The sequence below is a fragment of the Actinomadura sp. NAK00032 genome, from assembly GCF_013364275.1.
In the GTDB taxonomy this organism is placed as follows: Bacteria; Actinomycetota; Actinomycetes; order Streptosporangiales; family Streptosporangiaceae; genus Spirillospora.
Window position 1 is genome coordinate 6,507,322 of record NZ_CP054932.1, and the last position, 25,336, is coordinate 6,532,657.

The 25,336-nt window shown below is 71.5% G+C and carries 21 protein-coding genes; 6 read left to right on the top strand and 15 right to left on the bottom strand.

Annotated elements, in window-relative coordinates; genetic code table 11:
* The first annotated feature begins 1 nt into the window (after window position 1).
* Genes HUT06_RS29725 through HUT06_RS29745 form a run of 5 tightly spaced genes read left to right on the top strand, consistent with a single transcriptional unit; the run spans window position 2 to window position 4,856 of the window.
* The gene (locus HUT06_RS29725; protein ID WP_176198732.1) at window positions 2-991 is read left to right on the top strand and encodes a carbohydrate ABC transporter permease; all 990 of its coding nucleotides are present in this window, start codon (window positions 2-4) and stop codon (window positions 989-991) included.
* Window positions 988-1,887, top strand: a complete 900-nt coding sequence (locus HUT06_RS29730) for a carbohydrate ABC transporter permease (RefSeq protein ID WP_254715454.1) — start codon at window positions 988-990, stop codon at window positions 1,885-1,887. The genes HUT06_RS29725 and HUT06_RS29730 overlap by 4 nt, the downstream gene beginning before the upstream one ends.
* Window positions 1,884-3,308, top strand: a complete 1,425-nt coding sequence (locus HUT06_RS29735) for a GH1 family beta-glucosidase (protein ID WP_176198733.1) — start codon at window positions 1,884-1,886, stop codon at window positions 3,306-3,308. Before HUT06_RS29730 ends, HUT06_RS29735 begins: the two co-directional genes overlap by 4 nt.
* Window positions 3,309-3,348: 40 nt before the next feature.
* Window positions 3,349-4,359 (top strand): LacI family DNA-binding transcriptional regulator, encoded by a 1,011-nt coding sequence (locus tag HUT06_RS29740; protein WP_176198734.1) that lies wholly within the window; start codon window positions 3,349-3,351, stop codon window positions 4,357-4,359.
* Between the two features lie 14 nt (window positions 4,360-4,373).
* Complete coding sequence (locus tag HUT06_RS29745) at window positions 4,374-4,856, top strand: nucleoside deaminase (protein ID WP_176198735.1); 483 nt, start codon at window positions 4,374-4,376, stop codon at window positions 4,854-4,856.
* Window positions 4,857-4,883: 27 nt separating this feature from the next.
* Here HUT06_RS29745 and HUT06_RS29750 read toward each other — a convergent pair whose 3' ends face one another.
* Window positions 4,884-5,207 (bottom strand): hypothetical protein, encoded by a 324-nt coding sequence (locus HUT06_RS29750; RefSeq protein WP_176198736.1) that lies wholly within the window; start codon window positions 5,205-5,207, stop codon window positions 4,884-4,886.
* A 73-nt stretch (window positions 5,208-5,280) separates the two neighbouring features.
* On the bottom strand, window positions 5,281-5,676 hold the full coding sequence (locus HUT06_RS29755; RefSeq protein ID WP_217711516.1) for an SSI family serine proteinase inhibitor: 396 nt from the start codon (window positions 5,674-5,676) through the stop codon (window positions 5,281-5,283).
* A gap of 288 nt (window positions 5,677-5,964) precedes the next feature.
* On the opposite strand from HUT06_RS29755, the gene HUT06_RS29760 reads away from it, so the two are divergent.
* On the top strand, window positions 5,965-6,435 hold the full coding sequence (locus HUT06_RS29760; protein ID WP_176198738.1) for a nuclear transport factor 2 family protein: 471 nt from the start codon (window positions 5,965-5,967) through the stop codon (window positions 6,433-6,435).
* A 43-nt stretch (window positions 6,436-6,478) separates the two neighbouring features.
* Here the strand turns inward: HUT06_RS29760 and HUT06_RS29765 are convergent, their stop codons facing one another.
* From HUT06_RS29765 to HUT06_RS29825, 13 genes are all read right to left on the bottom strand, one after another.
* Entirely contained in the window at window positions 6,479-9,307 is a 2,829-nt protein-coding gene (locus tag HUT06_RS29765; protein WP_176198739.1) for a beta-galactosidase, read from the bottom strand.
* 60 nt (window positions 9,308-9,367) lie between these two features.
* Window positions 9,368-12,358, bottom strand: coding sequence for a glycoside hydrolase family 3 protein (locus tag HUT06_RS29770; protein WP_217711517.1), 2,991 nt, complete (start codon window positions 12,356-12,358; stop codon window positions 9,368-9,370).
* A gap of 88 nt (window positions 12,359-12,446) precedes the next feature.
* Window positions 12,447-13,454, bottom strand: a complete 1,008-nt coding sequence (locus HUT06_RS29775) for a LacI family DNA-binding transcriptional regulator (protein WP_176198740.1) — start codon at window positions 13,452-13,454, stop codon at window positions 12,447-12,449.
* Window positions 13,438-14,667 (bottom strand): MFS transporter, encoded by a 1,230-nt coding sequence (locus HUT06_RS29780; RefSeq protein ID WP_176198741.1) that lies wholly within the window; start codon window positions 14,665-14,667, stop codon window positions 13,438-13,440. The genes HUT06_RS29775 and HUT06_RS29780 overlap by 17 nt, the downstream gene beginning before the upstream one ends.
* Before the next feature lie 41 nt (window positions 14,668-14,708).
* Window positions 14,709-16,076 (bottom strand): GH1 family beta-glucosidase, encoded by a 1,368-nt coding sequence (locus HUT06_RS29785; RefSeq protein ID WP_176198742.1) that lies wholly within the window; start codon window positions 16,074-16,076, stop codon window positions 14,709-14,711.
* A complete protein-coding gene (yicI, locus tag HUT06_RS29790; protein WP_176198743.1) occupies window positions 16,076-18,364 on the bottom strand; it encodes an alpha-xylosidase in 2,289 nt (762 codons plus the stop codon). The genes HUT06_RS29785 and yicI overlap by 1 nt, the downstream gene beginning before the upstream one ends.
* Entirely contained in the window at window positions 18,364-19,254 is an 891-nt protein-coding gene (locus HUT06_RS29795) for a carbohydrate ABC transporter permease (protein WP_254715455.1), read from the bottom strand. Before HUT06_RS29795 ends, yicI begins: the two co-directional genes overlap by 1 nt.
* Complete coding sequence (locus tag HUT06_RS29800; protein ID WP_254715456.1) at window positions 19,251-20,165, bottom strand: carbohydrate ABC transporter permease; 915 nt, start codon at window positions 20,163-20,165, stop codon at window positions 19,251-19,253. The genes HUT06_RS29795 and HUT06_RS29800 overlap by 4 nt, the downstream gene beginning before the upstream one ends.
* Entirely contained in the window at window positions 20,162-21,448 is a 1,287-nt protein-coding gene (locus HUT06_RS29805) for an ABC transporter substrate-binding protein (RefSeq protein ID WP_176198744.1), read from the bottom strand. The genes HUT06_RS29800 and HUT06_RS29805 overlap by 4 nt, the downstream gene beginning before the upstream one ends.
* A gap of 194 nt (window positions 21,449-21,642) precedes the next feature.
* A complete protein-coding gene (locus tag HUT06_RS29810) occupies window positions 21,643-22,983 on the bottom strand; it encodes a cellulose binding domain-containing protein (protein ID WP_176198745.1) in 1,341 nt (446 codons plus the stop codon).
* Window positions 22,984-23,022: 39 nt separating this feature from the next.
* Window positions 23,023-23,814, bottom strand: a complete 792-nt coding sequence (locus HUT06_RS29815; protein ID WP_176198746.1) for a putative hydro-lyase — start codon at window positions 23,812-23,814, stop codon at window positions 23,023-23,025.
* On the bottom strand, window positions 23,811-24,731 hold the full coding sequence (locus HUT06_RS29820) for a biotin-dependent carboxyltransferase family protein (RefSeq protein WP_176198747.1): 921 nt from the start codon (window positions 24,729-24,731) through the stop codon (window positions 23,811-23,813). Before HUT06_RS29820 ends, HUT06_RS29815 begins: the two co-directional genes overlap by 4 nt.
* Window positions 24,728-25,336 carry an allophanate hydrolase subunit 1 gene (locus HUT06_RS29825; protein WP_176198748.1) on the bottom strand — a complete coding sequence of 203 codons (609 nt, stop codon included), beginning with the start codon at window positions 25,334-25,336 and terminating at the stop codon, window positions 24,728-24,730. The genes HUT06_RS29820 and HUT06_RS29825 overlap by 4 nt, the downstream gene beginning before the upstream one ends.

Sequence of the window (25,336 nt, forward strand, 5' to 3'; positions counted from 1 at the left end):
GATGACCACCGATCTGCGCCCCAGCCGGAACGGCCCGCCGCCGCCCCCGCCGGCGAAGGCCCGCCCGCGGCCCGCCCGCACCTGGCGGACGCGGCTGGCCCGGCTCGATGTGAAGGGCGCCCCGTATGCCTTCATCTCGCCGTTCTACATCGTCTTCCTGATCTTCGGCGCGTTCCCGCTCGTCTACACCCTGTGGGTCTCCCTGCACGACTGGGAGCTGGCGTCGGGCACGCGCAAGTTCATCGGGCTCGACAACTACGACTACCTGCTGACCGACGCCGACTTCTGGCACGCGACGGTCAACACCCTCGGCATCTTCGCCGTCTCGACCATCCCGCAGCTGCTGATCGCGCTGCTGGTCGCCAACGCGCTGAACCGGCGGATGCGGCTGCCCACCATGTTCCGGATCGGCATGGTCGCCCCGCTGGTCACCTCGACCGCCGCCGTCGCGATCGTGTTCACCCAGATGTTCGACACCAACTGGGGCATGATCAACTGGGTGATCGGGCTGGTCGGCATCGACCCGATCCACTGGTCGAGCAGCCGCGGCTGGTCCTGGATCGCCATCGCGATGATGGTCGACTGGCGCTGGACCGGCTACAACGCGCTGATCTACCTGGCCGCCATGCAGGCGATCCCGAAGGACCTGTACGAGGCCGCCGCGATCGACGGCGCCTCCAGGATCCGGCAGTTCTGGCAGATCACGGTGCCGATGCTGCGGCCCACGATCATCTTCACGGTGATCATCTCGACGATCGGCGGGCTGCAGCTGTTCACCGAGCCCGTCCTGTTCAGCGTCGGCACGCCGAACAAGATGGACGGCGGCCCGATGCACCAGTTCCAGACGATCACGATGTACATGTACGACAACGCGTTCGGCCATGACCGGTACGGCTACGGCGCGACCGTCGCCTGGGCGCTGTTCGTGATGATCATCGTGTTCTCCCTGATCAACTTCCTGGCCGTGCGGCGTACGGGAGGCACCAAGTGACCACGCTCCTCGCAGGGCCCGGCGGACGGCCGGACGCCAAGCACGCCGCCGCGCGGCCCGGCCGGTTCCGCGGCATGTGGAACGCGAGCCCGCTGACCTACCTCACGCTGATCGTCGCGCTGGTGCTGTCGATCTTCCCGATCTACTGGATGATCATCGTCGCGACCCGCACCAACAGCGTGGTCGCCGACGTCCCGCCGCCGCTGCTGCCCGGCGCGCACGGCCCCGACAACGTCGGCCGGCTGTTCGACAACCCCGAGGCCTACTTCGCCAAGGGCCTGCTGAACTCCGCGCTCGCCTCCGCCGCGGTGACGATCTCCACGGTGTTCTTCGCCTCGCTGGCCGGCTTCGCGTTCGCCAAGCTGCGCTTCCGCGGCAAGAGCGCGCTGCTGCTCACCATCATCGCGACGATGATGATCCCGGTCCAGATGGGCATCATCCCGCTCTACATGATCATGGTGAAGCTGGGCTGGACGGGCCAGCTGCAGGCGGTCATCGTCCCGTTCCTGGTCACCGGGTTCGGCGTGTTCATGATGCGGCAGTACGCCGACCAGGCCGTCCCGGACGAGCTGATCGAGGCGGCCCGCGTCGACGGGTGCACCACGTTCGGCATCTACTGGCGCGTCGTGCTGCCCGCGCTGCGCCCCGCCGCCGGCGTCCTCGGCCTGTTCACGTTCATGCAGACCTGGAACGAGTTCATGTGGCCGCTCGCGGTGCTGCAGCCCGACAACCCCACGGTGCAGCTGTCCATCAACAACCTCGCGAACGCGTACTTCAAGGACTACACGCTCATGTTCGCCGGGACCAGCGTGGCCATCCTGCCGCTCCTCATCGTGTTCATCATTTTCGGCCGCCAGATCATCGGCGGAATCATGGAAGGTGCTGTGAAGGCGTGACCTCCCTACAGGACGACACCAGCGCGGCTCCCGCCGCTCCGTTCCCGACCGGGTTCCGCTGGGGGGCCGCCACCGCCGCCTACCAGATCGAGGGGGCCGCCGGGGAGGGCGGGCGCGGGCCGTCCATCTGGGACACCTTCTGCCGCACGCCGGGCAAGGTGCTCAACGGCGAGAACGGCGACGTCGCCGTCGACCACTACCACCGGTTCCGCGAGGACGTCGCGCTCATGTCGAGCCTCGGCCTCACCGCGTACCGGTTCTCGATCTCCTGGCCCCGGGTGCAGCCGACCGGGGCCGGGACCTTCAACTCCGAGGGCGTCGACTTCTACCGGCGGCTGGTCGACACGCTGCTGGAGGCCGGCATCGAGCCGTGGCCGACGCTCTACCACTGGGACCTCCCGCAGCCGCTGGAGGACAAGGGCGGCTGGCCCGAGCGGGAGACCGCGCACCGGTTCGCCGAGTACGCCGCGCACGTGCACGACGCGCTCGGCGACCGCGTCCGCCACTGGACGACGGTGAACGAGCCGTGGTGCGCGGCGTTCCTCGGCTACGCCTCCGGGGAGCACGCGCCCGGGCGCCGCGACGCCGCCGCGTCGCTGCTGGCCGCGCACCACCTGCTGCTCGGCCACGGCCTCGCGGTGGACGCGATGCGGGCGAAGAACCCCGACAACAAGTTCGGCGCGGCCGTCAACCTGTACGCGGTGTCCCCGGCGACGGACGCACCCGAGGACGTGGACGCGGCGCGCCGCATCGACGGGCTGCAGAACCGGCTGTTCCTCGACCCGCTGCTGCTCGGCCGCTACCCCGACGACGTCCTCGCCGACACCGAGCGGTTCGGGTTCACCCCGCCGGACGCCGACCTGGCCGTCATCAGCCGGCCGATCGACCAGCTCGGCATCAACTACTACTCGCGGCACACCGTCGCCGGCACGCCCGGCGAGGCGGCGCAGACCGCGTCGTCGCCGTTCTCGACCCACTCCCCCTGGGTGGGCAGCGACCACGTCCGGTTCGTCCCGGCGGGGCGCCCCGTCACCGGGATGGGCTGGGAGATCGACGAGCGCGGCCTGCACGAGGTGCTGACCCGGCTGCACCGCGAATACCCGTCCCTCCCGCTCTACATCACCGAGAACGGCGCGGGCTACGACGAGACCCTTGACGGCGCTGGCACGGTCCAAGACGCGGGCCGCATCGCCTACCTCGACGCGCACCTGCGCGCGTGCCACGACGCCATTTCCGAAGGCGTTCCGCTGAACGGCTACTTCACCTGGTCGCTGCTGGATAATTTCGAATGGGCTTGGGGCTATTCGAAGCGTTTCGGGCTGGTGCACGTCGACTACGCCACGCAGCGCCGCGTGCCCAAGGACAGCGCGCGCTGGTACGCCGGGGTGATCCGGCGGGGCGGGCTGCCCGGACGGGCCTGACCCGGGGGTCGGCGGACGGTACGGAGACGAAGGGGGCCGGATGACGGGCAGGAGCACGCGTCCGACATTGGAAGAGGTGGCGGCGCGCGCCGGGGTGGGCCGCGGCACGGTGTCGCGCGTGGTCAACGGCTCGCCGCGGGTCAGCCCGCAGGCGCGCGAGGCGGTGCTGCGGGCGATCGAGGAGCTCGGCTACGTGCCGAACCGCGCGGCCCGCACGCTCGTCACCCGCCGCACCGACACGGTGGCGCTCGTCGTCGCCGAGTCGGACCAGCGGCTGTTCGGCGAGCCGTACTTCGCCGGCATCATCCGCGGCATCAGCAACGGGCTCGGCGACACCGGGCTGCAGCTGCTGCTCGCCCTCGCCCGCTCCCCCGCCGAGTACGGCCGGCTGGAGGAGTACCTCACCACCCAGCACGTGGACGGGGTGCTCCTCACCTCCCTGCACGCCGAGGACCCGCTGCCCGCCAAGCTGGAGGCCAACGGCGTGCCGACCGTCCTCGGCGGCTGCCCGCCCGGCCTGTCGCCGGTCAGCTACGTCGACGTCGACAACCGCAGCGGCGCCCGCGAGGCCGTCGGCCACCTGATCGCGGGCGGCCGGCGGCACATCGCGACGATCGCCGGCCCGCAGGACATGGGGGTGGGCATCGACCGGCTGGCCGGCTACCGGGAGGCGCTCGCCGACGCGGGCCTGCCCGAGTACGTCGAGTACGGCGACTTCGGGGAGGCCAGCGCCATCGCCGCCGCCGACCGGCTGCTGGCCCGCGAGCCGGCGCTGGACGCGGTGTTCGCGGCGAGCGACCCGATGGCGTTCGGCGCGCTGCGCATCCTGCACCGGCGCGGCCGGCGCATCCCCGACGACGTCGCGGTGATCGGGTTCGACGACTCCTCGGCGGCGGCGCTCGCCGACCCGCCGCTCAGCACCGTCCACCAGTCGCTGGAGGAGATGGGCGTGGAGATGGCGCGGCTGCTGGTGTCGCGGATCGGCGGCGAGACGGTCGACGAGCCGGTGGTCATCCTGCAGCCTCACCTGGTACTCCGCGAGTCGGCGTGATCTAGGATCGTCCGATGGGCTACGAACCGAACGCGGCTGAGCTGCGCCATCTGAACCGCTGCGTGGAGCTGGCCGCCGAGGCCCTGGACGCCCGCGACGAGCCCTTCGGGTCGGTGCTGGTGTCCGCCGCCGGAGAGGTCCTGTTCGAGGACCGCAACCGGGTCGCGGGCGGCGACCACACCCGGCACCCCGAGTTCGAGATCGCCCGCTGGGCGGCGGCGAACATGGCACCCGGGGAGCGCGCGGCGGCGACCGTCTACACCTCCGGGGAGCACTGCCCGATGTGCTCGGCCGCGCACGGCTGGGTGGGCCTCGGCCGCATCGTGTACATCATGTCGTCGGCCCAGCTCGGCGCGCTGCGCGCGGAGCTGGGCGTGCCGTCCGGGCCGGTCGCGGCGATCCCGGTGCAGGAGGTCGTGCCGGGCCTGCCGGTGGACGGCCCGGTCGCCGCCCTCGAGGCGGCCATGCGCGCGTTGCACACCCGCGCCCGCGCCTGAGGGCGGCGACGGCTCACCCGGTTCCCATCACCGCCGGGTGAGCGCCTCCAGCCGTTCGACGGCGGCGCGCCAGTCCGACGGCAGCCAGCACCGCACGGCCCGCTCGCCGCGGTAGGTGAGGGTGTAGGTGAAGTGGTCGGCCACCCGGCAGCCCGCCTCGGAGGAGTCGGTGGTGACGATCTGCCGCAGCGCGTCCCGCAGGCCGCGCATTTCTCCGTCGTCCAGCGCGGTCTTTTTGCCGTTGACGAGGGCCGCGCCCGAATTGTCGACGGTCACCCGCTCCCGGATTCCGGCGAATCCGCCGGTCCGTTCGTAGGTGACCAGTACGTCCGGCCCAATGAAGGCGAGCATCGGCATCTCCTTTTCATGCGGGCCGCCGGACAGCACCCCGCTTCCCCATTCCGGCGGCCCGCGGTCCGTGGTGTCAGCCGCCGAAAAGGATTCCGCCGGTGTCGCGCACGGCGACGCACTGGTTGGGGTAGGTCCGCGCGAAGTTGCGGGGCCGGCCGTTCCAGCTGCCGCGGGCGATCACGCGGACCGGCGCGTGCTGCAGCGTGCAGGCGCCCGCTCGCGCGGGGATGCGCTCGATCCTGCCGTGGACGGGTCTCAGCTGGTCACAGGCACGGGACGCGTCGATGAGCGTCCCGCCGTCCGGGTCGCAGTACAGGCTCCGCTCGATCCTGGGGCCCGTCTCGTGCACCAGCGTGAGCATGTAGGAGCCGACGGGTCCGGCCGGTCCGGCCGCCCGCGCGGGTGCGGCCGGCGCGAGGACCGCCATTCCCGCCAGCACGGCGGCCCACCGGTGACGGGCACGCGACATGTGCATGTCTTCCTCCCTGGATTCGCCCGCCGCGATCTGCGGCATTGGGCCGGCCGGGACACCGGATTGCGGTGACGTCCCCGCCGCATCCAGACATTAATTGCCACAAACTGCCCCGAACAAGGGCACTTCAAGTCCCAACCTGGCCACCGGTTCACACTTAAATCAAGTCTGCCCATTCGTGCAATACCGGTTGGCGACGAATTGACCGGGACATGTGATATCCGGGCCGTCCCGCTCACCGGGAGGCGGCACCGGGCCGGGCGCGCGGCGCGCCGATGATGGACCATGCCGTGCGCTCACCAGGACATCGCCAACCTGATCTACCGCTACGCCGAGTGCGTGGACAACGCCGACTTCGCGGGCATCCGCGACCTGTTCGCCGACGCCGCCTTCACCGGCAGCGGCGGGACCCTGCGCGGCGGCGAGGCGATAGCCCGCATGTTCGAGAAGACGGTGATCGTGCACGAGGACGGCACCCTCCGCACCAAGCACATCACCACGAACGTCGCGATCGAGGTGGACGAGGACGCGGGCACGGCCACGTCGAAGGCGTACTACACCGTCCTCCAGGCCGCCCCCGGCCTCGCCCTCCAGCCCATCGCCTGCGGCACCTACAGCGACACCTTCGAGCGCCATGACGGCCGGTGGCGCTTCGCCGAACGCCGCATCACCATGGACCTGGCCGGTGACGTCACGCATCACCTGCGCCGGCCGGACCGCCTGCCGCGCGACGTCCGTCCCGGCCAGGACGGGTGAGACCCCGGCCTGGAGGGGGGCCGGGGGTCTCACCTGTCGGTGATCAGGGGGCGGGGACGCCTCCTCTCAGGTTCGCCGCGGCCTTCAGCGAGACGCCGCCGGGGCGGGACGCGCCCGCCGCGACCACGGCGAGGGTGACGGTGTTGCGCCCGCCGGGGTGCAGGATCCCGTCGGGGAGGGTGAAGTCCTGCTGGATCTCACCGTTGACGTACTCCCCCATGTTCCAGCCGTTGACGAAGATGAGCGTCCGGTAATCGCCCGCACCCTTGTCGAAGTGCAGGGTCACGGGGACGTCCTGGTCCTCAGGGATCGCCAGGCGGGCGCTCGTGCTGTACCAGTGGACGCCCGGCTGGACGGTGGCCGTCGGGGCGCCGGACGGCCATGACCCGGTGCGGGCGGACGGCAGGTGCCAGCCTTCCCGCTCCCCGTAGAGACCGCCCGTGCTCAGGGGGCCGCGCACCGGGTCCTCGGCGCGGGTCCCCTGGATGCGCCAGGTGACCGGGTTGGTGGTGATCTCGGCGCCGACCAGGCCGCGGGGCTGCTTGTGGCGGTGGTCGTCGGCCGTCCAGTCGTCGTTGTGTCCCATGTTCTCGACCAGGACGGACAGGACGGCCTTCTGCCCCTTCTGGAGGAGGCCGGCGGGGACGGTGAAGCTGCCGGGCCCCGGGTTCTCGTTGATGGGCGCGTCGGCGTCCTTCTGCTCGCCGCCGGCCGCCGAACCTAGGTAGTGGCCGTTCAGCCAGACCTGGTAGACGCCGTGCTTTCCGGTGATGGCGTTCAGGTTGACGGTCTTCTCGGAGCCGGTCGCGGTGAAGTGGCCGCGATACCAGACGTGGCCGTGGTGGAAGCCGTAGTCGTCGGCGTAGAGGACGGGCGGGCTCTTCGGTTTGATCGGGCCGGCCGTGGTGGTGTGGTCGGCGACCTTCCATGACGAGTCGTCGAAATCAGGGGACGTCTCGGGTGCGCCCTGCTTGGCGTGCCAGTGCTTGAGGGATGGGAGTTTGACGGGTCGCGGGCCCTTGGCATGCGCCAGGAGTGTGCCGCTGGACGTTGTGCGGGCTCGGATGTGCTTTCCGTTGAGCGTCATGCGGCTGGCCGAGCCGAACACCTCGATGTCGCCCGCCTTGGCCAGGTCGGCTCGTATCACCGCCGTGCCGTTCCTGACCTGTGCGGAACGGACCAGGTCGGTGCCACGGACGAGGGTTTCGCCGGAGCGCCAGAACTTGGCGGCCTCCGCGTCCGTGCCGATGAGGAGCAGGAGAGGCGCGCGTCCGCCGCCGGTTATCCGGACGCGGGCCAGACCTTGGTGCTCGTAGTCGAGTCTGAGTTCGCCGTCGCCGGAGTAGGTCGACTTCACCGAGCCGTTCAGGACTTCGACTTCAGGGCGCGAGTCGTACCGCAGGATGGTCGTTCCCGCGCTTCCCTCCGTCCCGTAGAGGACGGCGGTGTCCCGCTTCCCGGCGGTGGTGTGGGTGAGGAGTTCGGAGGTCGTCGCGGCGAGGCGCTGGCCGCCCATGTCGTAGCCGGCGACGAGCACTTTCGCGTCCCGGCCCTTGAGGTTCACGGGCAGGGTGTAAGTGCCGTCCGGGGTGTTCCAGGTGAGGTTCGCTGATTGGTCGTCGTCGGTTTTCCGGTCGGCGTGCCGGACGAGGACGAACTGCGTTCCGGTGTCGGGGTTGGCGCGGGCCTCGGTGCGGACGGCCGGATTAGCGGACGCGGGCGCCTCGGCGGGGTCGGTCTTGGCGAGCGGTTCGACGGTGGTGACGAAGAGGCCCTGGCGCTTGAACTCGTCGTAATTGGCGGTGAGCTGCCGGTTCTCGGTGATGGGGGCGCCGTAGTCGTAGGACGTGTAGACGTCGTTCGGCTGCGCGAGCCGCCCCCAGTTCGTGCCGCCGAAGGCCATGTAATAGCCGAACATCGTGGCGCCCGAGGTGATGAGGTTCGACTTGTAGTAGACCTTCATGAACTTCGGGCCGGTGAGTTCGCGGCACTTGTCGTAGCCGGCGCGGCCGGCGTCGATGGCACCGGCCTGGTATTCGGCGGCATACGCGGGCGCATCGGGACTGAGGCGTTCGGTCACGCCCTCGCCCCAGGTTCCCCAGACGTCGGGCTCCCGGCATTCGAACGCCTGCGGATAGTCGTCGACCCCGGGGATCTGGACGGCGCCCTGACCGGTCGCCCAGGTCGGCGTCCATGAGGCGTCGCAGCATTGGTTGTGCGAGATGGGGACGTCGATTCCGTGGGCGCGAGCCTGGCGCTGGATGTCCTCCATGTAGGCCGGGTCGGTGTTCGCGGCGTACTCGTTCTCGGCGTTGTAGACAATGACCGACCCGCCGCGCGTGACCTGGTGCTTCGCGATGATCGGGTCGATGTGGGCGAGCCAGTCCCGGTAGGCGGCGGTGTAGTTCGGGTCGCTTGAGCGGGCGCGGCCGGGGACGGTCTTCAGCCAGGCGGGAAGGCCGCCGCCGGTCGTTTCGGCGTTGATGTACGGGCCGGGGCGCGCGACGACGTAGAGGCCGAGTTCGTCGGTCAGGCGCAGGAGCCGGTCGACGTCCCTGACGCCGGTGAAGTCGTATTTCCCGGGAGCCGCTGAATGGTAGGCCCAGTCGAAGTAGAGGGAGACGCCGTTGAATCCGGCGGCCTTGATCTTCTCCAGGACGTCCCGCCAGAGGGCCGGGCTCGGGAGCCGGAAGTAGTGGAATTCGCCCGCCCACAGCAGGACGCGTTGACCGTCCACCGTGAGCGAGTAGCGGTCGTATCCGACATTGTGCGTTTCGGCTTGGGCGGGGTGGCTGGGAGCCGGGGCCATGAGGAGCGCGGCGGCGGTGAGGACGGCGGTGATGATGGCGGTGGGTTTGCTGTTGGCACGCATGGATGGCGTCCTTTGCAGCGGACCGGCCCGCCCCGGGCGACGCCGGGGCGGGCCGAGGATTCATCGGGTGAGGGAGAAGGTGCTCAGGCGGGCCTCGCCGTTGAAGACCAGATACACGTCGTGGTCACCGCGGACGTTCCGCAGTTCGGCGCTGATCTCCTTGTAGGTGTACTTGCCGCCCGTGGAAGGCACGTTCAGCGTTCCGGCGACCGGCCCGTCAGGACCGTCCAAGCGGACCTGAATCGTGGTCGCCGACGCGCCCGCCACACGCGCGGTAATCGTGCCCGTGGAGCGGCCCAGGTCGGCGTCCGCGAACTTCAGCCAGGAGTTCGCCGCGCCCGCGACCGCGTCACCCTTCACCTTCGTTTCGTCGACCAGCTCGATGCCGTTCTGGTCGTCGAAGTCGGCGGCGCGGGTCACCTTGGAGAGGTCCCGGTCGGGAATGCGCTCGCCGCGCACGTTGAGCATCGTGTGCTGCCGGATGTCGGCGGACGAGGAGCCGATCAGCAGGTCCTGCTTCGACCTCTCGACCGTCCACTTGTTGCGGGTGACGTCCCAGATCGCGAGGTCCGAGGCGTCCAGCCGGAGTTTCGCCGTCACCGTCTTTCCGGGAGCGACGTGGACCTTGTCGAAGGCGCGCAGCTTCTGCAGGGGCTGCTTGACCCGAGACGTCCGCTGGTGCGTGTAGAGCTGGACGACTTCGTCCCCGGCCTTCTTACCCGTGTTGGTGACGGGCACGGTGACGGTGACCGTTCCGTCGCTTCCCAAGGAATGGCTGCTGAGCCGCGGCTTGCCGTACCGGAACGTGGTGTAGGAGAGCCCATACCCGAACGGGTAGAGCGGCTTCCCCTTGAAGTACTGGTACGTCCGGTCCGACTTGATGATGTCGTAGTCGAGAATGTCCGGCAGTTGCGCCTCAGACCGGTACCAGGTCTGCGGAAGCTTCCCGGACGGGCTCTCGTCGCCGAACAGGATGGACGCCAGGGCATTGCCCGTTTCGGCGCCCGCGTGGCTCGTCCACAGGATCGCCGGGACGTTCTCCTGCTCCCAGGTGAGGGTCGTCGGGTAGCTGTTCTCCACCACGACGACCGTGTTCGGGTTGGCCTTGCGGACGGCCTTGATGAGTTCCGACTGCCCTTCCGCGAGAGTCATCGTCGTCCGGTCGTGGTCCTCGCGGCCGTTGATGAACGGCATGCTGCCGACCACGACGACGGCGGTGTCGGCGGCGGTCGCCGCCTTGACGGCCGCGTCGACGCCGCTGCTGACGACGTCCTTGGCGAACCGTCCGGCGTCGTCCTTGGTGGTGAGGACGAGGGTGCCGTCGTCCTGCGCCTTCACGTACGTCTTGGCCGGGTCGGCCCAGTCGTAGGCCTTCTCGTAGCCGGCGTAGCGGAGCAGGTGGTCGCCGTCGTCCTGCTTCTCCAGCTTGAACATCTGCTGGACGAACCAGCCGTTCGGCTGGGCCTGGTCGTTGGCGAACGTGTCACCCCAGTTGTAGCGGCCGACCGTCTTGCCGTTGGCGGCGCTGCGCAGCGTCACCACGCCCTGGCCCCAGTCGAACACGTCGAACTGCGCCGCCGGGTCGGACGCCGACGCCGGGCCGGTCTTCAGGACGGCGCCGGAGCCCGTCCCGCCCGCGACGTACTTGCCGGTCTTCACGTCCTTCAGCGCGATCCGGTCGACGCCCTCGCTGGAGGTGACGGCCGACGCGCGCTTCTTGATGCCGTCCAGCGGCGTGACCTCGTACGGCAGGGAACCGGAGTACCAGTCGGTGTAGAGCGTGTCGGAGAGCGGGCCGACGACCGCGACCTTCCCGGACGACAGCGGCAGCGCCTTGCGCTGGTTCTTCAGCAGCACCATCTGCTCGGCCGCGGCCTTGCGGGCGAGCGCGCGGTGCGCGGGGCTGTCCACCGCCTCTTTGGTGATCTTGCCGTAGGGGCCGCCGCCCGGGTCGAACTCGCCGAGCCGCACCCGGACGCTGAGGATGTGGCCCACCGCGCGGTCGACGTCGGCCTCGGCGAGCAGCCCGCGCGCCAGTGCGTCCTTGATCGCGTTGACGGTGATGGAGGAGTTGGTGTCGTCGGTGGTGAAGCTGTCCACGCCCGCCTTGACGACCGCCGCGTCCGCCGTGGCGAGGTCGGGGAAGTACTTCTGGGAGTTGACGAGGTTGTTCGGCCCGCCGGCGTCGGTGACGTTGAACAGCGTCCGGTCGCTCCAGGACCGGACGAGGCCGCCGGCGTCCGGGGTGACCGTCGCGGGACGGCCGTTGACCAGGTTGTACGACGTCATGATGCCGGTCGCGGCGTCCTGGCTGAGCGGGATCTTGAACGGGACCTCGTCGTACTCCTTCAGCACGCGGGGCCGCAGGCTGGACGACGTCTGGTCGCGGCGGATCTCGTTGTTGTTGGCCATGTAGTGCTTGAGCACGGGCGCGGCCTTGAGGTGGTCCGGGTCGTCGCCCTGCATGCCGTGCCCGTAGGCGGTGGCGAGCAGGCCGGTGAGCAGCGGGTCCTCGGAGTAGCCCTCCTCGTTGCGGCCCCAGCGCGGGTCGCGGAGCAGGTTGACGACCGGCGCCCACAGTTGCAGGCCCCACACGTCGGGGTTCTCGCTGTTGTAGCCGCGGGCCTCGTCGCCGACGGCCGAGCCGATCTTCTTCAGCAGCGCGGGGTCCCAGGTGGCGCCGAGCCCGACCGACTGCGGGAACACCGTGCCCTTGGCGGTCACGACGGCCCCGTTGTTGTGGACGTCGGTCGACCAGGCGACGCCGTGCAGCGCCTCGGTGCCGGTCTTGAACCGGCCGATGCCGAGCCGCGGGATCGCGGGCTGGTACTGGTGCAGCAGGGAGACCTTCTCGTCGAGGGTGAGCCGGCCGAGCAGGTCGTCCACCCGGGCGTCCACCGACAGGCCCGAGTCGCGGAACGGGTAGGCCGCCTCGCGGGCGGCGGCGGGCGCCGTCCACGCGACGGGGGCCGCCAGCACGGCGGCGAGGACGAGGGTCAGCGACCGGCTGCGCCGGCCTGCGGAGCGGGGGTTTCGATGGGGTCTGTTCACCGATTCTCCTTCTGGACGTCCCCCGAGCGGTGTGTCGAAGCGCTTCGATAACGGGCCGCGGGCGGGCCCTTCTCCTCCTTCTCGTCGGTCAGCGAGCGGCGGGCGCGCTGCTGGCGCGCCGGGTCAGGGTGGGCGGGAGCAGGGTCGCGGCCGGGACGGGCGCGCCGTCGAGCTTGGCCATCAGCAGCTCGACGGCGCGCCCGCCGACCTCCTCGGCGGGGATCGCCACCGACGACAGCGGCGGCTCGGCGTGCTCGGCCATCTCGTCCGGCGCCATCGCGACGACGGACACGTCCTCGGGGACGCGCCTGCCCGCCGCGCGCAGCGCCCGCACCACCGGGCCGACGACCGGCTCGTTGTGGACGAGGACGCCGGTCAGCCCGGGACGCTCGGCGAGCAGCCGCGCGACCAGTTCGCGGGCGGCGTCCGCGGTCGCCTCGCACGGGTGGACCTCGCCGGTCAGGCCGTGCTCGCGGACGGCGGCGGCGAACCCGTCCGCGACCCGCTGCGCGTAGCCGGTCTGGCGCTCGTACACCTCGGGCGGCGACCCGATCAGCGCGATCTCCCGGTGGCCGAGCCCGGCCAGGTGCTCGACGCAGACCGCGCCGGCGGCGTGGAAGTCGAGGTCGATGCAGGTCAGGTCCTCGGCGTCGGCGGGGAAGCCGATGAGCACGCTCGGCCGGTCCAGGGAGCGCAGCAGCGGCAGCCGCGGGTCCTTCATCTGCACGTCCATCACGATCAGCGCGTCGACGAGCGCGCTGTCGGCGACGCGGCGCAGGCCGTCCTCGCCCTCCTCCTGGGTGAGCAGCAGGACGTCGTGGTCGTGCCGCCGCGCCGCGGTCACCACCGACACGGCGAACCGCATGACGACGGGCACCGCGATGCCGGAGCGCAGCGGGATCATCAGCGCGAGCACGTTGGAGCGGCTGCTGGCGAGCGCGCGGGCGCCCGCGTGCGGCCGGTAGCCGAGCTCGCGGATGCTCTCCCGGACGCGCCGCCGGGTCTCCTCGGAGATCGAGCGCTTCCCGCTCAGCACGTAGGAGACCGTGCTCGGCGACACGCCCGCGTGCCGCGCCACATCAGTGATCTTGACCACGGACCGTCCCGTCGTCCTCGGAGGGGTGCAGAGTGCGAATGATGCTAGCCGTGTGAGGCACGGCCGGAGCGCGAGCGCGCGGCGGCCGGTCGAGCACGATCACCGCGAGGGCGGCGGCCGCCACCGCCGCGCCCGCGAGCGGCGTCCCGCGCACCCCGGTCAGCGGCAGCAGCGCGCCGCCGAGCAGGGCGCCGCCGGCGATCCCGACGTTGAACGCGGCGGACGTCCACGCCGAGGCGATGTCGGTGTCGCCCGGCGCCGACTCCATCACGCGGGCCTGGAAGGCCGTCGCCGCGCCGGGGATCCCGATGCCCAGCAGGACCAGCATGGCCACCGCGGGGACCGCCGCCGTGCCGAACGCGAACAGGCCGAGCATGGCGATGGCCAGCACCGCCGCGGAGCCGGCGGCCAGCGCGCGCGGCCCGCGGTCCACCACGATCCCGGCGATGACCACTCCCGCGATGTCGGCGACGCCGTTCACCAGCAGCAGCGGGCTGATGGCGGCGCCGGAGAAGCCGCTCACCCGCGTCAGGAACTCGGTGATGTAGGTGAAGGCGGTGAAGAACCCGCCGATCAGCAACATGATCGTGACGACCAGCAGCCGGAAGCGGCGGGCGTCCGGCGCGGACGCCGGGACCGGGTCGCGGCCGGTCGTCTTCCCGCCCGGCAGCAGGACCGCGATCGCGACCAGGGACACCAGGCACAGCACGCCGAGGGCGGCGAACGACGCCCGCCACCCGACGGCCCGGCCGAGCCACGTCCCGGCGGGGACGCCGAGGACGATGGCCATCGACCCGCCCGCGAACACGTAGGCGCCCGCGCGGCCCCGCGCCTCCGGCGGCATCAGCCCGGCGGCGGCGACCACGGCGACCGGCCAGAACACCGCCTGCCCGAGCGCGGTCACCAGCCGGGTGCCGAACAGCGTGCCGTAGCCGGGCGCGGCCGCCGCCGCGAAGCTCATCACGATGAACAGGGCCATCACGCCGGTCAGCAGCGGGCGGCGCCCCATCCGGACCGTCATCCTGACGAGCGGGACGGAGACGACCGCGACCACGATGCCGTAGCCGGTGACGAGCAGGCCGACGGCGGAGGCGGAGACGTCCAGGTCGCCGGCGATGAGCGGGAGCAGCCCGATCGGGAGGTTCTCGGTCGTGCCGAAGCAGAACGCGGCGAGGGCCAGCGCCGCGACGGCCGCCCCCGCCCGTCCCGCCATCGGGCGCTCCCTCTCCCCCACCGGGTGCTCCCGCTCCATCGTCAGGCGCTCCCGCGGTGCGTCGCGATCGTGTCCCGGTACCAGTGCGCGCTGTCCTTCCAGGTGCGCCGCCCGGTCGGGTAGTCGACGCGGACGAGGCCGAACCGCTTGGAGTAGCCGTACGCCCATTCGAAGTTGTCGAGCAGCGACCAGGCGAAGTAGCCGCGCACGTCGGCGCCGGCCGCGCAGGCGCGCTCCACGGCGGCGATGTGGTCGCGCAGGTAGGCGATGCGCCGCTCGTCGCGGACGCGGCCGTCCTCCACCGTGTCGTCGAAGGCGGCGCCGTTCTCGGTGACCATCAGCGGGGTGTCGGGGTACTCGCGTTGGAGCCGCAGCAGCAGCTCCTCCATGCCGCTCGCGTCGATGGGCCAGCCCATCGCCGTGTAGGGGCCGGGCTGCTCGGCGAACTCGACGCGGTCGCAGCCGGGGAACGGCGACGCCGCGCCCTGCCGGTGGCCGTCCGCGTGTGCGCGCGGGGACGTCCCGTCCCACACCCGGACGAGCGTGGGCGAGTAGTAGTTCACGCCCAGGACGTCCAGGGGCGCGGCGATGATGGCCTCGTCCCCGTCGTGGACGAAGCTCCAGTCGGTCAGGGAGGACGTGTCGTCCAGCAGGTCGGCGGGGTAGCCCCTGCCCAGCATCGGGTCCAGGAACACGCGGTTGGAGACCGCGTCCACCTGCCGGACGGCCTCGGCGTCGCCGCGCAGGTGGTGCAGGTTGAGCGTCACCGAGTGCCGCGCGGACGGCGGGGTCACGCCGCGCAGCGCCCGCACCGCGAGGCCGTGCGCGAGGTTGAGGTGGTGGGCGGCGGCGAGCGCGTCCGCCGGGTCGGTGCGGCCGGGGGCGTGCACGCCGGACGCGTAGCCGAGGAACGCCGAGCACCACGGCTCGTTCAGCGTCGTCCAGGTGTGGACGCGGTCGCCGAGGACGCGGCCGATCCGCTCGGCGTAGTCGCCGAACCGGCGGGCCGTGTCGCGCGCCGGCCAGCCTCCCGCGTCCTCCAGCTCCTGCGGCAGGTCCCAGTGGTAGAGCGTCGCGACGGGAGCGATGTCGTGCCGGAGCAGCTCGTCGACCAGGCGGGAGTAGAAGTCGAGGCCCTTCTGGTTGGGCGTGCCGTCCGGCAGGACGCGCGACCAGGAGATCGAGAACCGGTAGGCGCCGATGCCGAGGGCGGCCATCGTCGCGATGTCCTCCTCCCACCGGTGGTAGTGGTCGGTGGCCACGTCACCGGTGTCGCCGTCGAGCACCTTGCCCGGCGTGTGGCTGAAGGTGTCCCAGATGGACGGCGCCCGGCCGTCCTCCTGAGCCGCCCCCTCGATCTGGTAGGCGGCGGTGGCCGCGCCCCACAGGAACCCTTGCGGGAACCCCATCAGCTCTCCTCTGCCAGAGTGATGACCAGCTCGTCACCGGTCGCCTTGATGAGAACACCGTGTGGATGGTGCGAAGACTCGCCGCCCTCTACGGCCGCTACGCGCGCGTTGACGAGAAGGACGTTCCAGGCTCCCTCGCCGGTCACGCGCACGTTTTCACCGTTTTTCACGGTCGTGAAGGCGGCGTCGCCCACCTGGGTGACCGTGGTGCCGTCGGACGGCTCGTAGACGCGCAGCGTGACGCCGTCCGCGTGGTCGTAGTCGGGACGGTCGTGGACCGCGCCCTCCGGGATGACCGCACCCGGCCGGACGAGCAGCGGCACGCTGTCGAAGCCGTGGTGTTCGCGGACCCACCGGCCGCCTTCGACCCGTTCACCCGTCAGGTAGTGCGTCCACACACCCCCCGGCACGTAGTAGGAGACGTCACCGTCGGACGAGAACACCGGCGCCACGAGCAGGTCGTCGCCGAGCATGTACTGGCGCTCCAGGTGCGTGCAGGCGGGATCGTCCGGGAACTCCAGGACCATCGCCCGCATCATCGGCAGGCCCTCCCCGGACGCCTGCCGCGCCGCGCCGGCCAGGTACGGCATCAGCCGCATCTTCAACCGGGTGAACTCGCGCAGGACGTCCACCGACTCCTCGTCGAACAGCCACGGCACCCGGTAGGAGTGGCTGCCGTGCAGGCGGCTGTGCGAGGACAGCATCCCGAACGCGATCCACCGCTTGAACAGCGCCGGATCGGGCGTGCCCTCGAAGCCGCCGATGTCGTGGCTCCAATAGCCGAATCCCGACGCGCCCAGGGAAAGACCGCCGCGCAGGCTCTCCCCCATCGCCTCGAACGTCGATTCGCAGTCGCCGCCCCAGTGCACCGGGAACTGCTGCCCGCCGACCGTCGCGGACCGGGCGAACACCACCGCCTCGCCCTCGCCCCGCTTCTTGCGGAGCAGATCGAAGACCGTCTGGTTGTACAGATAGGTGTAGTAGTTGTGCGCCCGCTCCGGGTCCGAGCCGTCGTGGTAGACGACATCGGTCGGGATGCGCTCCCCGAAGTCGGTCTTGAAGCAGTCGACGCCCATGTCCATGAGCGCTTCGAGCTTGCCCGCGTACCATTCCCGCGCCTCGGGATTGGTGAAGTCGACCACCGCCAGGCCGGGCTGCCACTTGTCCCACTGCCACACGTCCCCGTCCGGGCGCGTGAGCAGGTAGCCCCGCGACCGGCCCTCCTCGAACAGCGGCGAGCGCTGGCCGATGTAGGGGTTGATCCACACGCAGATCCGCAGGCCCCGGTCCCGCAGCCGCCGCAGCATGCCCGGCGGGTCGGGGAAGACGCGCGGGTCCCATTCGAAGTCGCACCACTGGAACTCGCGCATCCAGAAGCAGTCGAAATGGAACACGCTGAGCGGCAGGTCGCGCTCCGCCATCCCGTCGATGAACGACGAGACGGTCTCCTCGTCATAGGACGTGGTGAACGACGTCGACAGCCACAGCCCGAACGACCATTCCGGAAGCCGCGCGGGCCGCCCGGTCAGCGCGGTGTACTTGCGCAGGATCTCCTTAGGCGACGGCCCGTAGATGACGAAGTACCGCATCGACTGGCCCTCGACGCTGAACTGCGTCCGCGCGACCGCCTCCGACGCCACCTCGAAAGAGACGCGCCCCGGATGGTCGACGAACACGCCGTATCCGGCGTTCGTCAGGTAGAACGGCACGTTCTTGTACGCCTGCTCGCTGGCCGTCCCGCCGTCGGCGTTCCACACGTCCACCGACTGGCCGTTCTTCACCAGCGGCCCGAACCGCTCCCCGAGCCCGTAGACGAAATGGTCGACGCCGAGGTCGAGCTGCTCCCGGACGTAATGCCGCCCGTCATCGGTGTCGATGACGGCCTGCGCCTTGGGAGAGCTGCCGGTCAGCCGCCGCCCGCCCGCCAGGAAGTCGACGCTCCACCCCTCACCGCGCCCCACCCGTACCGACAGCGCCCCGGACGTCAGCGTCGCCGCCTCCGCGTCGACCGCGACCTCACCGCCCGGAGCGGTGGCCAGCTCGAACTCCGGCCCGCGCCGCCGCTCCCCCGCGAAATGGGTGAGCGTGACCCCGATGACGTCCGGCATCGGCGCCTCGCAGGTCACCGTCACCACCGGGCCCTTGAGCAGGTCCCCCCGGTGCCGGATCCGCTCGACGGGCGCGTACACCGTGAAGGAGCCCGCCCCCGCGTCGACGTCGAGGACCTCCACCGGATGAAACGCCCGCACATCCTCGCGCATCATCCAGTAGCCGTCACTGAACTTCATTACTTAATGGCCCCTGCCGTAAGTCCGCGCGAGAGAGTGCGCTGGAAGATGAGGAAGAAGACGACGGTCGGGAGGAGGCCGAGCAGCGACGCGGCGCTGGACATGGTGGCGTCCATGAGGCGCTGCCCCTGCAGCACGCCGAGCGCGACCGAGACCGTCTGGTTCTCGTTGGAGATCAGGAAGGTCATGGGGATCAGGAACTCGTTCCAGGTCCACACGAAGAAGAAGACGAGCAGCACCGACAGCGTCGGGCGCACCACCGGGACGACCACGCGCCAGAGGATCTGCCAGCGGCCCGCGCCGTCGATCCGGGCGGCCTCCAGCAGCGGGCGCGGGAACGCCGACAGCACCGACGACAGCAGGTAGGTGCCGAACGCCGCCTGGATCACCGTGAACACGATGATCACGCTGAGCTTGGTGTCGTACAGGCCGACCTGCTTGGACAGGTAGTACAGCGGGTAGACGAGCGCCTCCTGCGGCACCGTGTTCGCCATGAGCAGCAGGACCAGGACCCACATCCGGCCCTTGATGCGGCCGATGCCGAGCGCGTAGGCGTTCAGCACCGACAGCAGGACGGCGAGGACGGCGACGGAGCCGCTGATCAGCACGCTGTTGAGCAGGACGTTCCCGAAGTCGGTGCGCTCCCAGAACGCGCGGACGGCGTCCAGGTTGATGCCGTCCGGCGGCGACAGCGGCCCCGATGAGGAGTACTCCTGCGGCGTCTTCAGCGCGTTGAAGACCACCACGACGAACGGGATCAGCATGATGCCGGCGAAGGCGGTCAGCGCCACCAGCACCGCGTAGGCGGACGGCCCCCTGCGGCGGCGGTGCCCGGTGCCCCGGGTGCCGCGCGGCGGCGCCCCGGCCTTCTTGGTCAGAGTCGCGGTCACCGCTCTTCCCCCAGTTCACGTGACTGCATGCGCAGGAAGACCACGGTCAGCGCGACGATAACGAGCGTGAGGACGGTCGCGATCGCCGAGCCGTAGCCCACCTCCGACTTCTCGAAGAAGTGGACCCAGGAGTAGTACGCGGGCACGTTGGTCGCGCCGCCCGGGCCGCCCTTGGTGAGCACGAAGATCTGCGAGAACGCCTTCAGCGCGGCGATCGTCGTCCAGAGCAGCACCACGAAGATCTCCGGCCGGATCTGCGGGATCGTGATGTGCCAGAAGCGGCGCAGCCAGGTGGCGCCGTCGATCTCCGCCGCCTCGTACAGCGACGGGTCGACCCGCTGCAGGCCCGACATGAAGATGACCAGCGGGAACCCGATCTGGATCCACACCATCACGCCGAGGACGCTCCACAGCGCGGTCGCCGGGTCGCCCAGCCAGTCGTGCGCGAGGGAGCCGAGGCCGACCGCGTCCAGCAGCGCGTTCACCGCGCCGTTCTCGGGGGCCAGCAGCCAGCTCCACACGACGCCCGCGATGACGATGGGCAGGACCTGCGGCAGGTAGACGCAGGCGCGCAGGACGCTCGCGGTCCGCGCCCCGAAGTGCCGGTCGATCAGGTCGGTCAGGGCCGAGGCCAGCACCAGCCCGATCAGCGTCGGGACGACCGCCATCCCGAGGATCACGAGCGCGTTGTGCCCGAAGGACGCCCAGAAGTCGGCGTCCCGGACCAGCTCCCGGTAGTTGGCGAGCCCGACCCACTTCGGGGTGCCGACGCCCGTCCACTCGGTGAAGCTCGTCCCGATGTTCATCAGGAACGGCACGCCGATGACGGCGGTGAAGAGGAGCAGGCCGGGGAGCAGGTAGGGCACGTAGCCCCACTGCTCCCGCCACCGGCCGCGGCCCTGCGCCGTCACTTCGGCAGACCATCCTCGTAGGACTTCTGGACGCCGTCCAGGGCCTTGCTCGGCGACTCGCCGTTCATGAGTTTCTGCGTCTGGGACACCCACACGTCGTAGAAGCCGGCGACGGGCCAGTCCGGGTAGTAGGCGAGGCCGTCGGACCGCGCGAGGCCGTTGAAGTCGTCGATGAGCTTCTTGGCCTTCGGCTCGGTGATCGCGGACGGGTCGGCCGCGACCGGGATGCCGCCCGCGTTGCCGAGGATGTTCTGCACCTTCTTCTTCATCGTGATGTCGATGAAGTCGTAGGCGAGCTGCTTGTTCTCCGAGCCCTTCGGGACGACCCACAGGTTGCCGCCGGAGCCGAGCGTCATCTTCGCGCCGGGCCACACGGCGGTCTCCCAGTCGAACTTGGCCTCGGCGGCGACGCGGCCGAACCACCAGCTGCCGGAGAACATCATCGGGAACTTGCCGCTCATGAAGGCGACGCCCGCGTCCTCGGCCTTGAGGCTGACGGAGTTCTTGGCGATGTAGCCCTTCTTCACCCAGTCGGCGAAGGTGGTGGCCCCGGCGGTCCAGGCGGCGTCGTGGAAGTCGACCTTGCCGGTGTAGCGCTGGTAGGCGTCCACCCAGCTCTTGTCGGCCTTGTCCAGGGCGAGCTGGTAGACGAACTGGTGGGCCATGTACTCGGCGCCCGCGTTGGTCAGCGGTGTGACGCCCTTCGCGACGAACTTGTCCATCGCTGCGGTGAGTTCGGCGAACGTCGTCGGGATCTCGACCCCGTTCTTCTTGAACAGGTCCTTGTTGTAGTAAACCTGGACATACTCGGCGTAGTTGGGGACGCCGAACCACTTGTCGCCGCCCATCGTGCCCTTGGCGTCGTACTTGGCGGTGACCTGGACGTTGGGGCTGATCAGCTTGTCCCAGCCGCGCTTGGTGACCTCGGGCGTGAGGTCGGTGAGCAGGCCCTGCTTGGAGAGGAGGCCGGCGGTCGCGTTGCCCTTGTTGTACTCCATCAGGTCCGGGGCGTCCTTGGAGTTCAGGACCATCGGCGCGGTCTTCTGGATCTGCTCGAAGCCCTTCTCCTCGAACGTCACCTTGACGCCGGGGTGCGTGGCCTCGAACTCCTTGATGGCCTCGTTCCACGCCTTGCCCATGGCGCTGTCCGGGGCCTCGTAATGCCAGAGCTTCAACTCCTTGCCGCCGGAGCCGCCGTCGTCGTCACCGCCGCACGCGGTGAGCGACAGCGCCGCCGCGGCAAGGGCGGCGAGCACCGCCGCGCTCCTGCCTGCCTTGAACATGGGAATCCTCCGGGGGGTGGGATGCCGGCGGGGGCCGGGTCCGGGCCGAGTCGAGCGTCGATGTGTCGAAGCGCTTCGATTGCCGGGATGCTAAGCCCTCGGCGCGGACGGACACAATAGGTCGCCGGTCCTCAATTCGGCCGGATACGGCGTGACCTGCGGGAACATTCTGGGAGCGCTCCCATGAGCAGCGCTCAGCCGCCGCACTCGCCGCCGTTGAGGGTGAACCGGGCGGGCGCCGCGTTGCCGCCGTCCCGGCGGCCGATGAACCCGAACTCGGCCGTGCCGTCCGGCGGGATCGAACGGTTCCAGTCCGCCGCCGTCACCGTGACGGACGGGCCGTCCTGCACCTGGCTGCCGTTCCACAGCTGCGTGATCGCCTGGCCGTCGGGGAACGCGAAGCCGAGCCGCCAGCCGTCGATGGCGCCGTCCCCCAGGTTCGTGATGCGCACGGTCGCCTGGAAGCCCTGCGGCCAGGTGCCGTCCACCCGGTAGGACACCGAGCACGCGGCGGCCGCCGGGCGGGACGGGCCGGTGGACGGCGACGCGGCGCTCTCGCGGGACGAGTCGGGCGCGAGCGCCGCCAGCAGCACGGCGACCAGGGCGATCCCGCCCGCCACGGCCCCGGCGATGATGAGCGGCTTGCGCGCGGACGCCCCCGCCGGAGGGTCGCCGGCGGGCGGCTCGTCCAGCACCCGGGTCGGCTGCCGGGGCACGGTGTCGCCGGACGGGGACGGCGGCGGCGCCTCCGGAACCCGCGCCAGTTGGACGCCCGACGCCGCGGCCAGGACGTGCGCCGCCTCCTTCGCGGTGGGACGGGCTCCGGGATCGTCGCCGAGGCAGTCGCGCGCGAGGGCGCCGACCTCGCCGGGGACCGCCGAGGCTCCGCGCAGGCACTCGTTCAGGACGACGCCCAGCGAGTAGATGTCGGCGGCCGGGGTCGGGGCGGCCCCGCGCAGGAGTTCGGGCGCGACGTAGGCGGGCGTGCCGAGGACCGGGCCGCCCGCCGTGGACGGGCCGGTGAACGCGATGCCGAAGTCCAGGACCTTGACGCCGACCGGCGTGAGGAACACGTTCGCGGGCTTGATGTCGCGGTGGACGACGCCGGCGGCGTGGGCGGCGGCCAGCGCGTCGGCGACGCGCGCGCAGATCCCGGCGGCCTCCCGCCAGGGCAGCGGGCCGCGTGCCAGCCGCGCCGCCAGGGTCTCCCCGTCCAGCAGCTCCATGACCACGTAGGGGATGCGGCCGGTCCGACCGGGCGGGCCGCCGGAACCCTCCGGGCCGGTCTCGTGCTCGCCGTAGTCGTAGACGCCCGTGATGCTGGGGTGGGTGAGGCCCGCCGCGGCCTTCGCCTCCCGGCGGAGCCGCCGCGTGAACTCCTCGGGCCGACCCTCATTGGGCACCTTGACGGCGACGGCGCGGTCGAGCACCAGGTCGACGGCGCGCCAGACGGTCGCCATGCCGCCGGCGCCGACGGGGTGGTCGAGGCGGTAGCGCTCCCCCAGGCGGTCGCCCGGGGCGACGGTCTCGGGCATGGGGGAAGCTTATGCCGGGTTCAGGGCACCGGGTGCGGTTCAGGGCACGAGGTACCGGCTGTCGCGGGCGTCGGTGATCGCCATGTGGCCGGGCGCGTGCCCGATGGCGAGCTTGGGCCGGGATGCCATCACCGCCGCCTGCGGGGTCACGCCGCACGCCCAGAACACCGGGATCTCGTCCACCCGGATCTCGACCGGGTCGCCGAAGTCGGGCGCGTCCAGGTCGTCGATGCCGAGTTCGACCGGATCGCCCACGTGCACGGGCGCGCCGTGGACGGACGGGTACCGCGCCGTCACCCGGACGGCGTCGGCGACCTGCGCGGCCGGGACGGGGCGCATCGAGACGACGAGCGGCCCGCCGAACTCCCCGGCGCGGCGGCACATCCGGTTCGTCCGGTACATCGGGACGTTGCGGTTCTGCTCGATGTGCCGGACGGGGACGCCCGCCTCGCGGAGCGCGTCCTCGAAGGTGAAGCTGCAGCCGATGAGGAACGAGACGAGGTCGTCGCGCCAGTACCCGGTCACGTCGGTGACCTCGGCGACCGGTTCACCGTGCTCGTAGACGACGTAGCCGAGCAGGTCGGTGCGCAGGTCGCCGGCGAACAGCCCGGCCGAGGTCGCGCCGGGCTCGGTGACGTCGAGCACCGGGCACGGCTTGGGGTTGCGCTGCGCGAACAGCAGCAGGTCGTAGGCGTCCGCGCGGGGCACGCTGATCAGGTTCGCCTGCGTCCAGCCGGCGCACCAGCCGGAGGTGGGGACGCGCAGTCCGGCCCGGAACAGCGCCCTGGCCTGGTCCGGGCTGAGCGCGCCCGGGTCGAGCGGTGCGGTCATGGTCGGTCCTTTCCGAGGTGCGGTGCTCCGAGGTGCGGTGCTCCGAGGTGCGGGACGGGATGCGGCCGGAAGCGGAGCCGCTGCCCGGGGCGGATCTGGGCGGCGCGCCCGATGTCGGCGGACGCGACCACCGCGATGACGGGATACCCGCCGGTGAGCGGGTGGTCGGCGAGGAACAGCACAGGCCGCCCGGACGGCGGGACCTGCAGCGCCCCGGTGACCGTCCCCTCGCTGGGCAGCTCGCCGCGTCCGGCGCGGGGCAGGCCGGGCCCGTCGAGGCGCATGCCCACGCGGTCGATGTCGCTGGTGGCGGTGTAGGCGGCGGTGAAGAGCACGTCGAGCGCGCCGGGGGCGAACCAGTCGGCGCGCGGGCCGGGGACGGCGCGCAGCTCGACGTCGCCCGTGGCGGGCGGGCGGACGGGCAGGACGTCCAGCAGCGGCGCCTCGCGAGGCGGCGGGCCGACGGGCAGCAGGTCGCCGGGCTTGAGCGGGGCGGGGCCGAGGCCGGCGAGGGTGTCGGTGGCGCGGGACCCGAGGACGGGCGGGACGGCGATCCCGCCGCGCACCGCCAGGTAGCTGCGCAGCCCGGCGGGCGGGGCGCCCATCCGGAGTTCGGCGCCGTCGGGCAGGTGGAGCACCGTGTAGGGCGCTTCGGGGCGGCCGTCCACCAGCAGCGGGGCGGGCGCTCCGGTGACGGCGGCGAAGACCCCGCCCCGGCAGCGGACGCGCAGCCCGCCGAGGGTGACCTCGATCGCCGCCGCGCCGCCGGGGTTGCCGACTGCGCGGTTGGCGAGGCGCAGGGAAACCGGGTCCGCGGCGCCCGACACCCCCACGCCGAGCGCCGCGTGACCCGGTCGGCCCATGTCCTGGACTGTCGCCAGGGGCCCTGTGTCGAGAACGTCCAGGCCGCGCTTCATGGTTCCCGCGCGACGAAGCGGACCGAGATTCCGGGGCGGAGCAGGGCGGGCGGGTCGCGGTCCAGGTCCCAGAGGACGGCCTCCGTGCGCCCGATGAGCTGCCAGCCGCCCGGCGATTCGGCGGGGTAGACCCCGCTGAACCGCCCGGCGAGGCCGACCGCGCCCGCCGGGACGCGGACGCGGGGCACGGCGCGGCGCGGGACGTCCAGCCGCGGGTCGCCGCCCTCCAGGTACCCGAAGCCGGGCGCGAACCCGGTGAACGCGACCCGCCACGGGGTGCCGGTGTGCGCGGCGACGACCTCGGCCGGGGTGAGGCCGGTGCGGCCGGCGACCTCGGCGAGGTCCGCGCCGTCGTAGACGACGGGGATCTCGACGGCCCCGGCGCCGCCGCCCGCCGGGGCCGGCCGGACGGCGCGCACGGCGGCGGCGACCGCGGCCGGGTCGGCGGACGGGTCGAGCGGCAGCGTCAGCGTGCGGGCCGCCGGGACGACGTCGGCGACGCCGGGCGGCGGGGACGCGGCGAGCGCCGCGTACAGGCCCAGCATGGCCGCGAGGTCCGGCAGTTCGACCAGCAGCGCGGCGTCGCCGCTCGGGATGATCCGCAC

What these genes read in the sequence shown, in the direction of transcription:
- HUT06_RS29815 (WP_176198746.1), bottom strand. Translation starts at nt 23,814, where the DNA reads ATGACCGCACCGCTCGACCCGGGCGCGCTCAGCCCGGACCAGGCCAGG.
- HUT06_RS29750 (WP_176198736.1), bottom strand. Translation starts at nt 5,207, where the DNA reads ATGCTCGCCTTCATTGGGCCGGACGTACTGGTCACCTACGAACGGACC.
- HUT06_RS29755 (WP_217711516.1), bottom strand. Translation starts at nt 5,676, where the DNA reads ATGTCGCGTGCCCGTCACCGGTGGGCCGCCGTGCTGGCGGGAATGGCG.
- HUT06_RS29810 (WP_176198745.1), bottom strand. Translation starts at nt 22,983, where the DNA reads ATGCCCGAGACCGTCGCCCCGGGCGACCGCCTGGGGGAGCGCTACCGC.
- HUT06_RS29765 (WP_176198739.1), bottom strand. Translation starts at nt 9,307, where the DNA reads ATGCGTGCCAACAGCAAACCCACCGCCATCATCACCGCCGTCCTCACC.
- HUT06_RS29745 (WP_176198735.1), top strand. Translation starts at nt 4,374, where the DNA reads ATGGGCTACGAACCGAACGCGGCTGAGCTGCGCCATCTGAACCGCTGC.
- yicI (WP_176198743.1), bottom strand. Translation starts at nt 18,364, where the DNA reads ATGAAGTTCAGTGACGGCTACTGGATGATGCGCGAGGATGTGCGGGCG.
- HUT06_RS29760 (WP_176198738.1), top strand. Translation starts at nt 5,965, where the DNA reads ATGCCGTGCGCTCACCAGGACATCGCCAACCTGATCTACCGCTACGCC.
- HUT06_RS29740 (WP_176198734.1), top strand. Translation starts at nt 3,349, where the DNA reads ATGACGGGCAGGAGCACGCGTCCGACATTGGAAGAGGTGGCGGCGCGC.
- HUT06_RS29780 (WP_176198741.1), bottom strand. Translation starts at nt 14,667, where the DNA reads ATGGCGGGACGGGCGGGGGCGGCCGTCGCGGCGCTGGCCCTCGCCGCG.
- HUT06_RS29820 (WP_176198747.1), bottom strand. Translation starts at nt 24,731, where the DNA reads ATGAAGCGCGGCCTGGACGTTCTCGACACAGGGCCCCTGGCGACAGTC.
- HUT06_RS29785 (WP_176198742.1), bottom strand. Translation starts at nt 16,076, where the DNA reads ATGGGGTTCCCGCAAGGGTTCCTGTGGGGCGCGGCCACCGCCGCCTAC.
- HUT06_RS29725 (WP_176198732.1), top strand. Translation starts at nt 2, where the DNA reads ATGACCACCGATCTGCGCCCCAGCCGGAACGGCCCGCCGCCGCCCCCG.
- HUT06_RS29805 (WP_176198744.1), bottom strand. Translation starts at nt 21,448, where the DNA reads ATGTTCAAGGCAGGCAGGAGCGCGGCGGTGCTCGCCGCCCTTGCCGCG.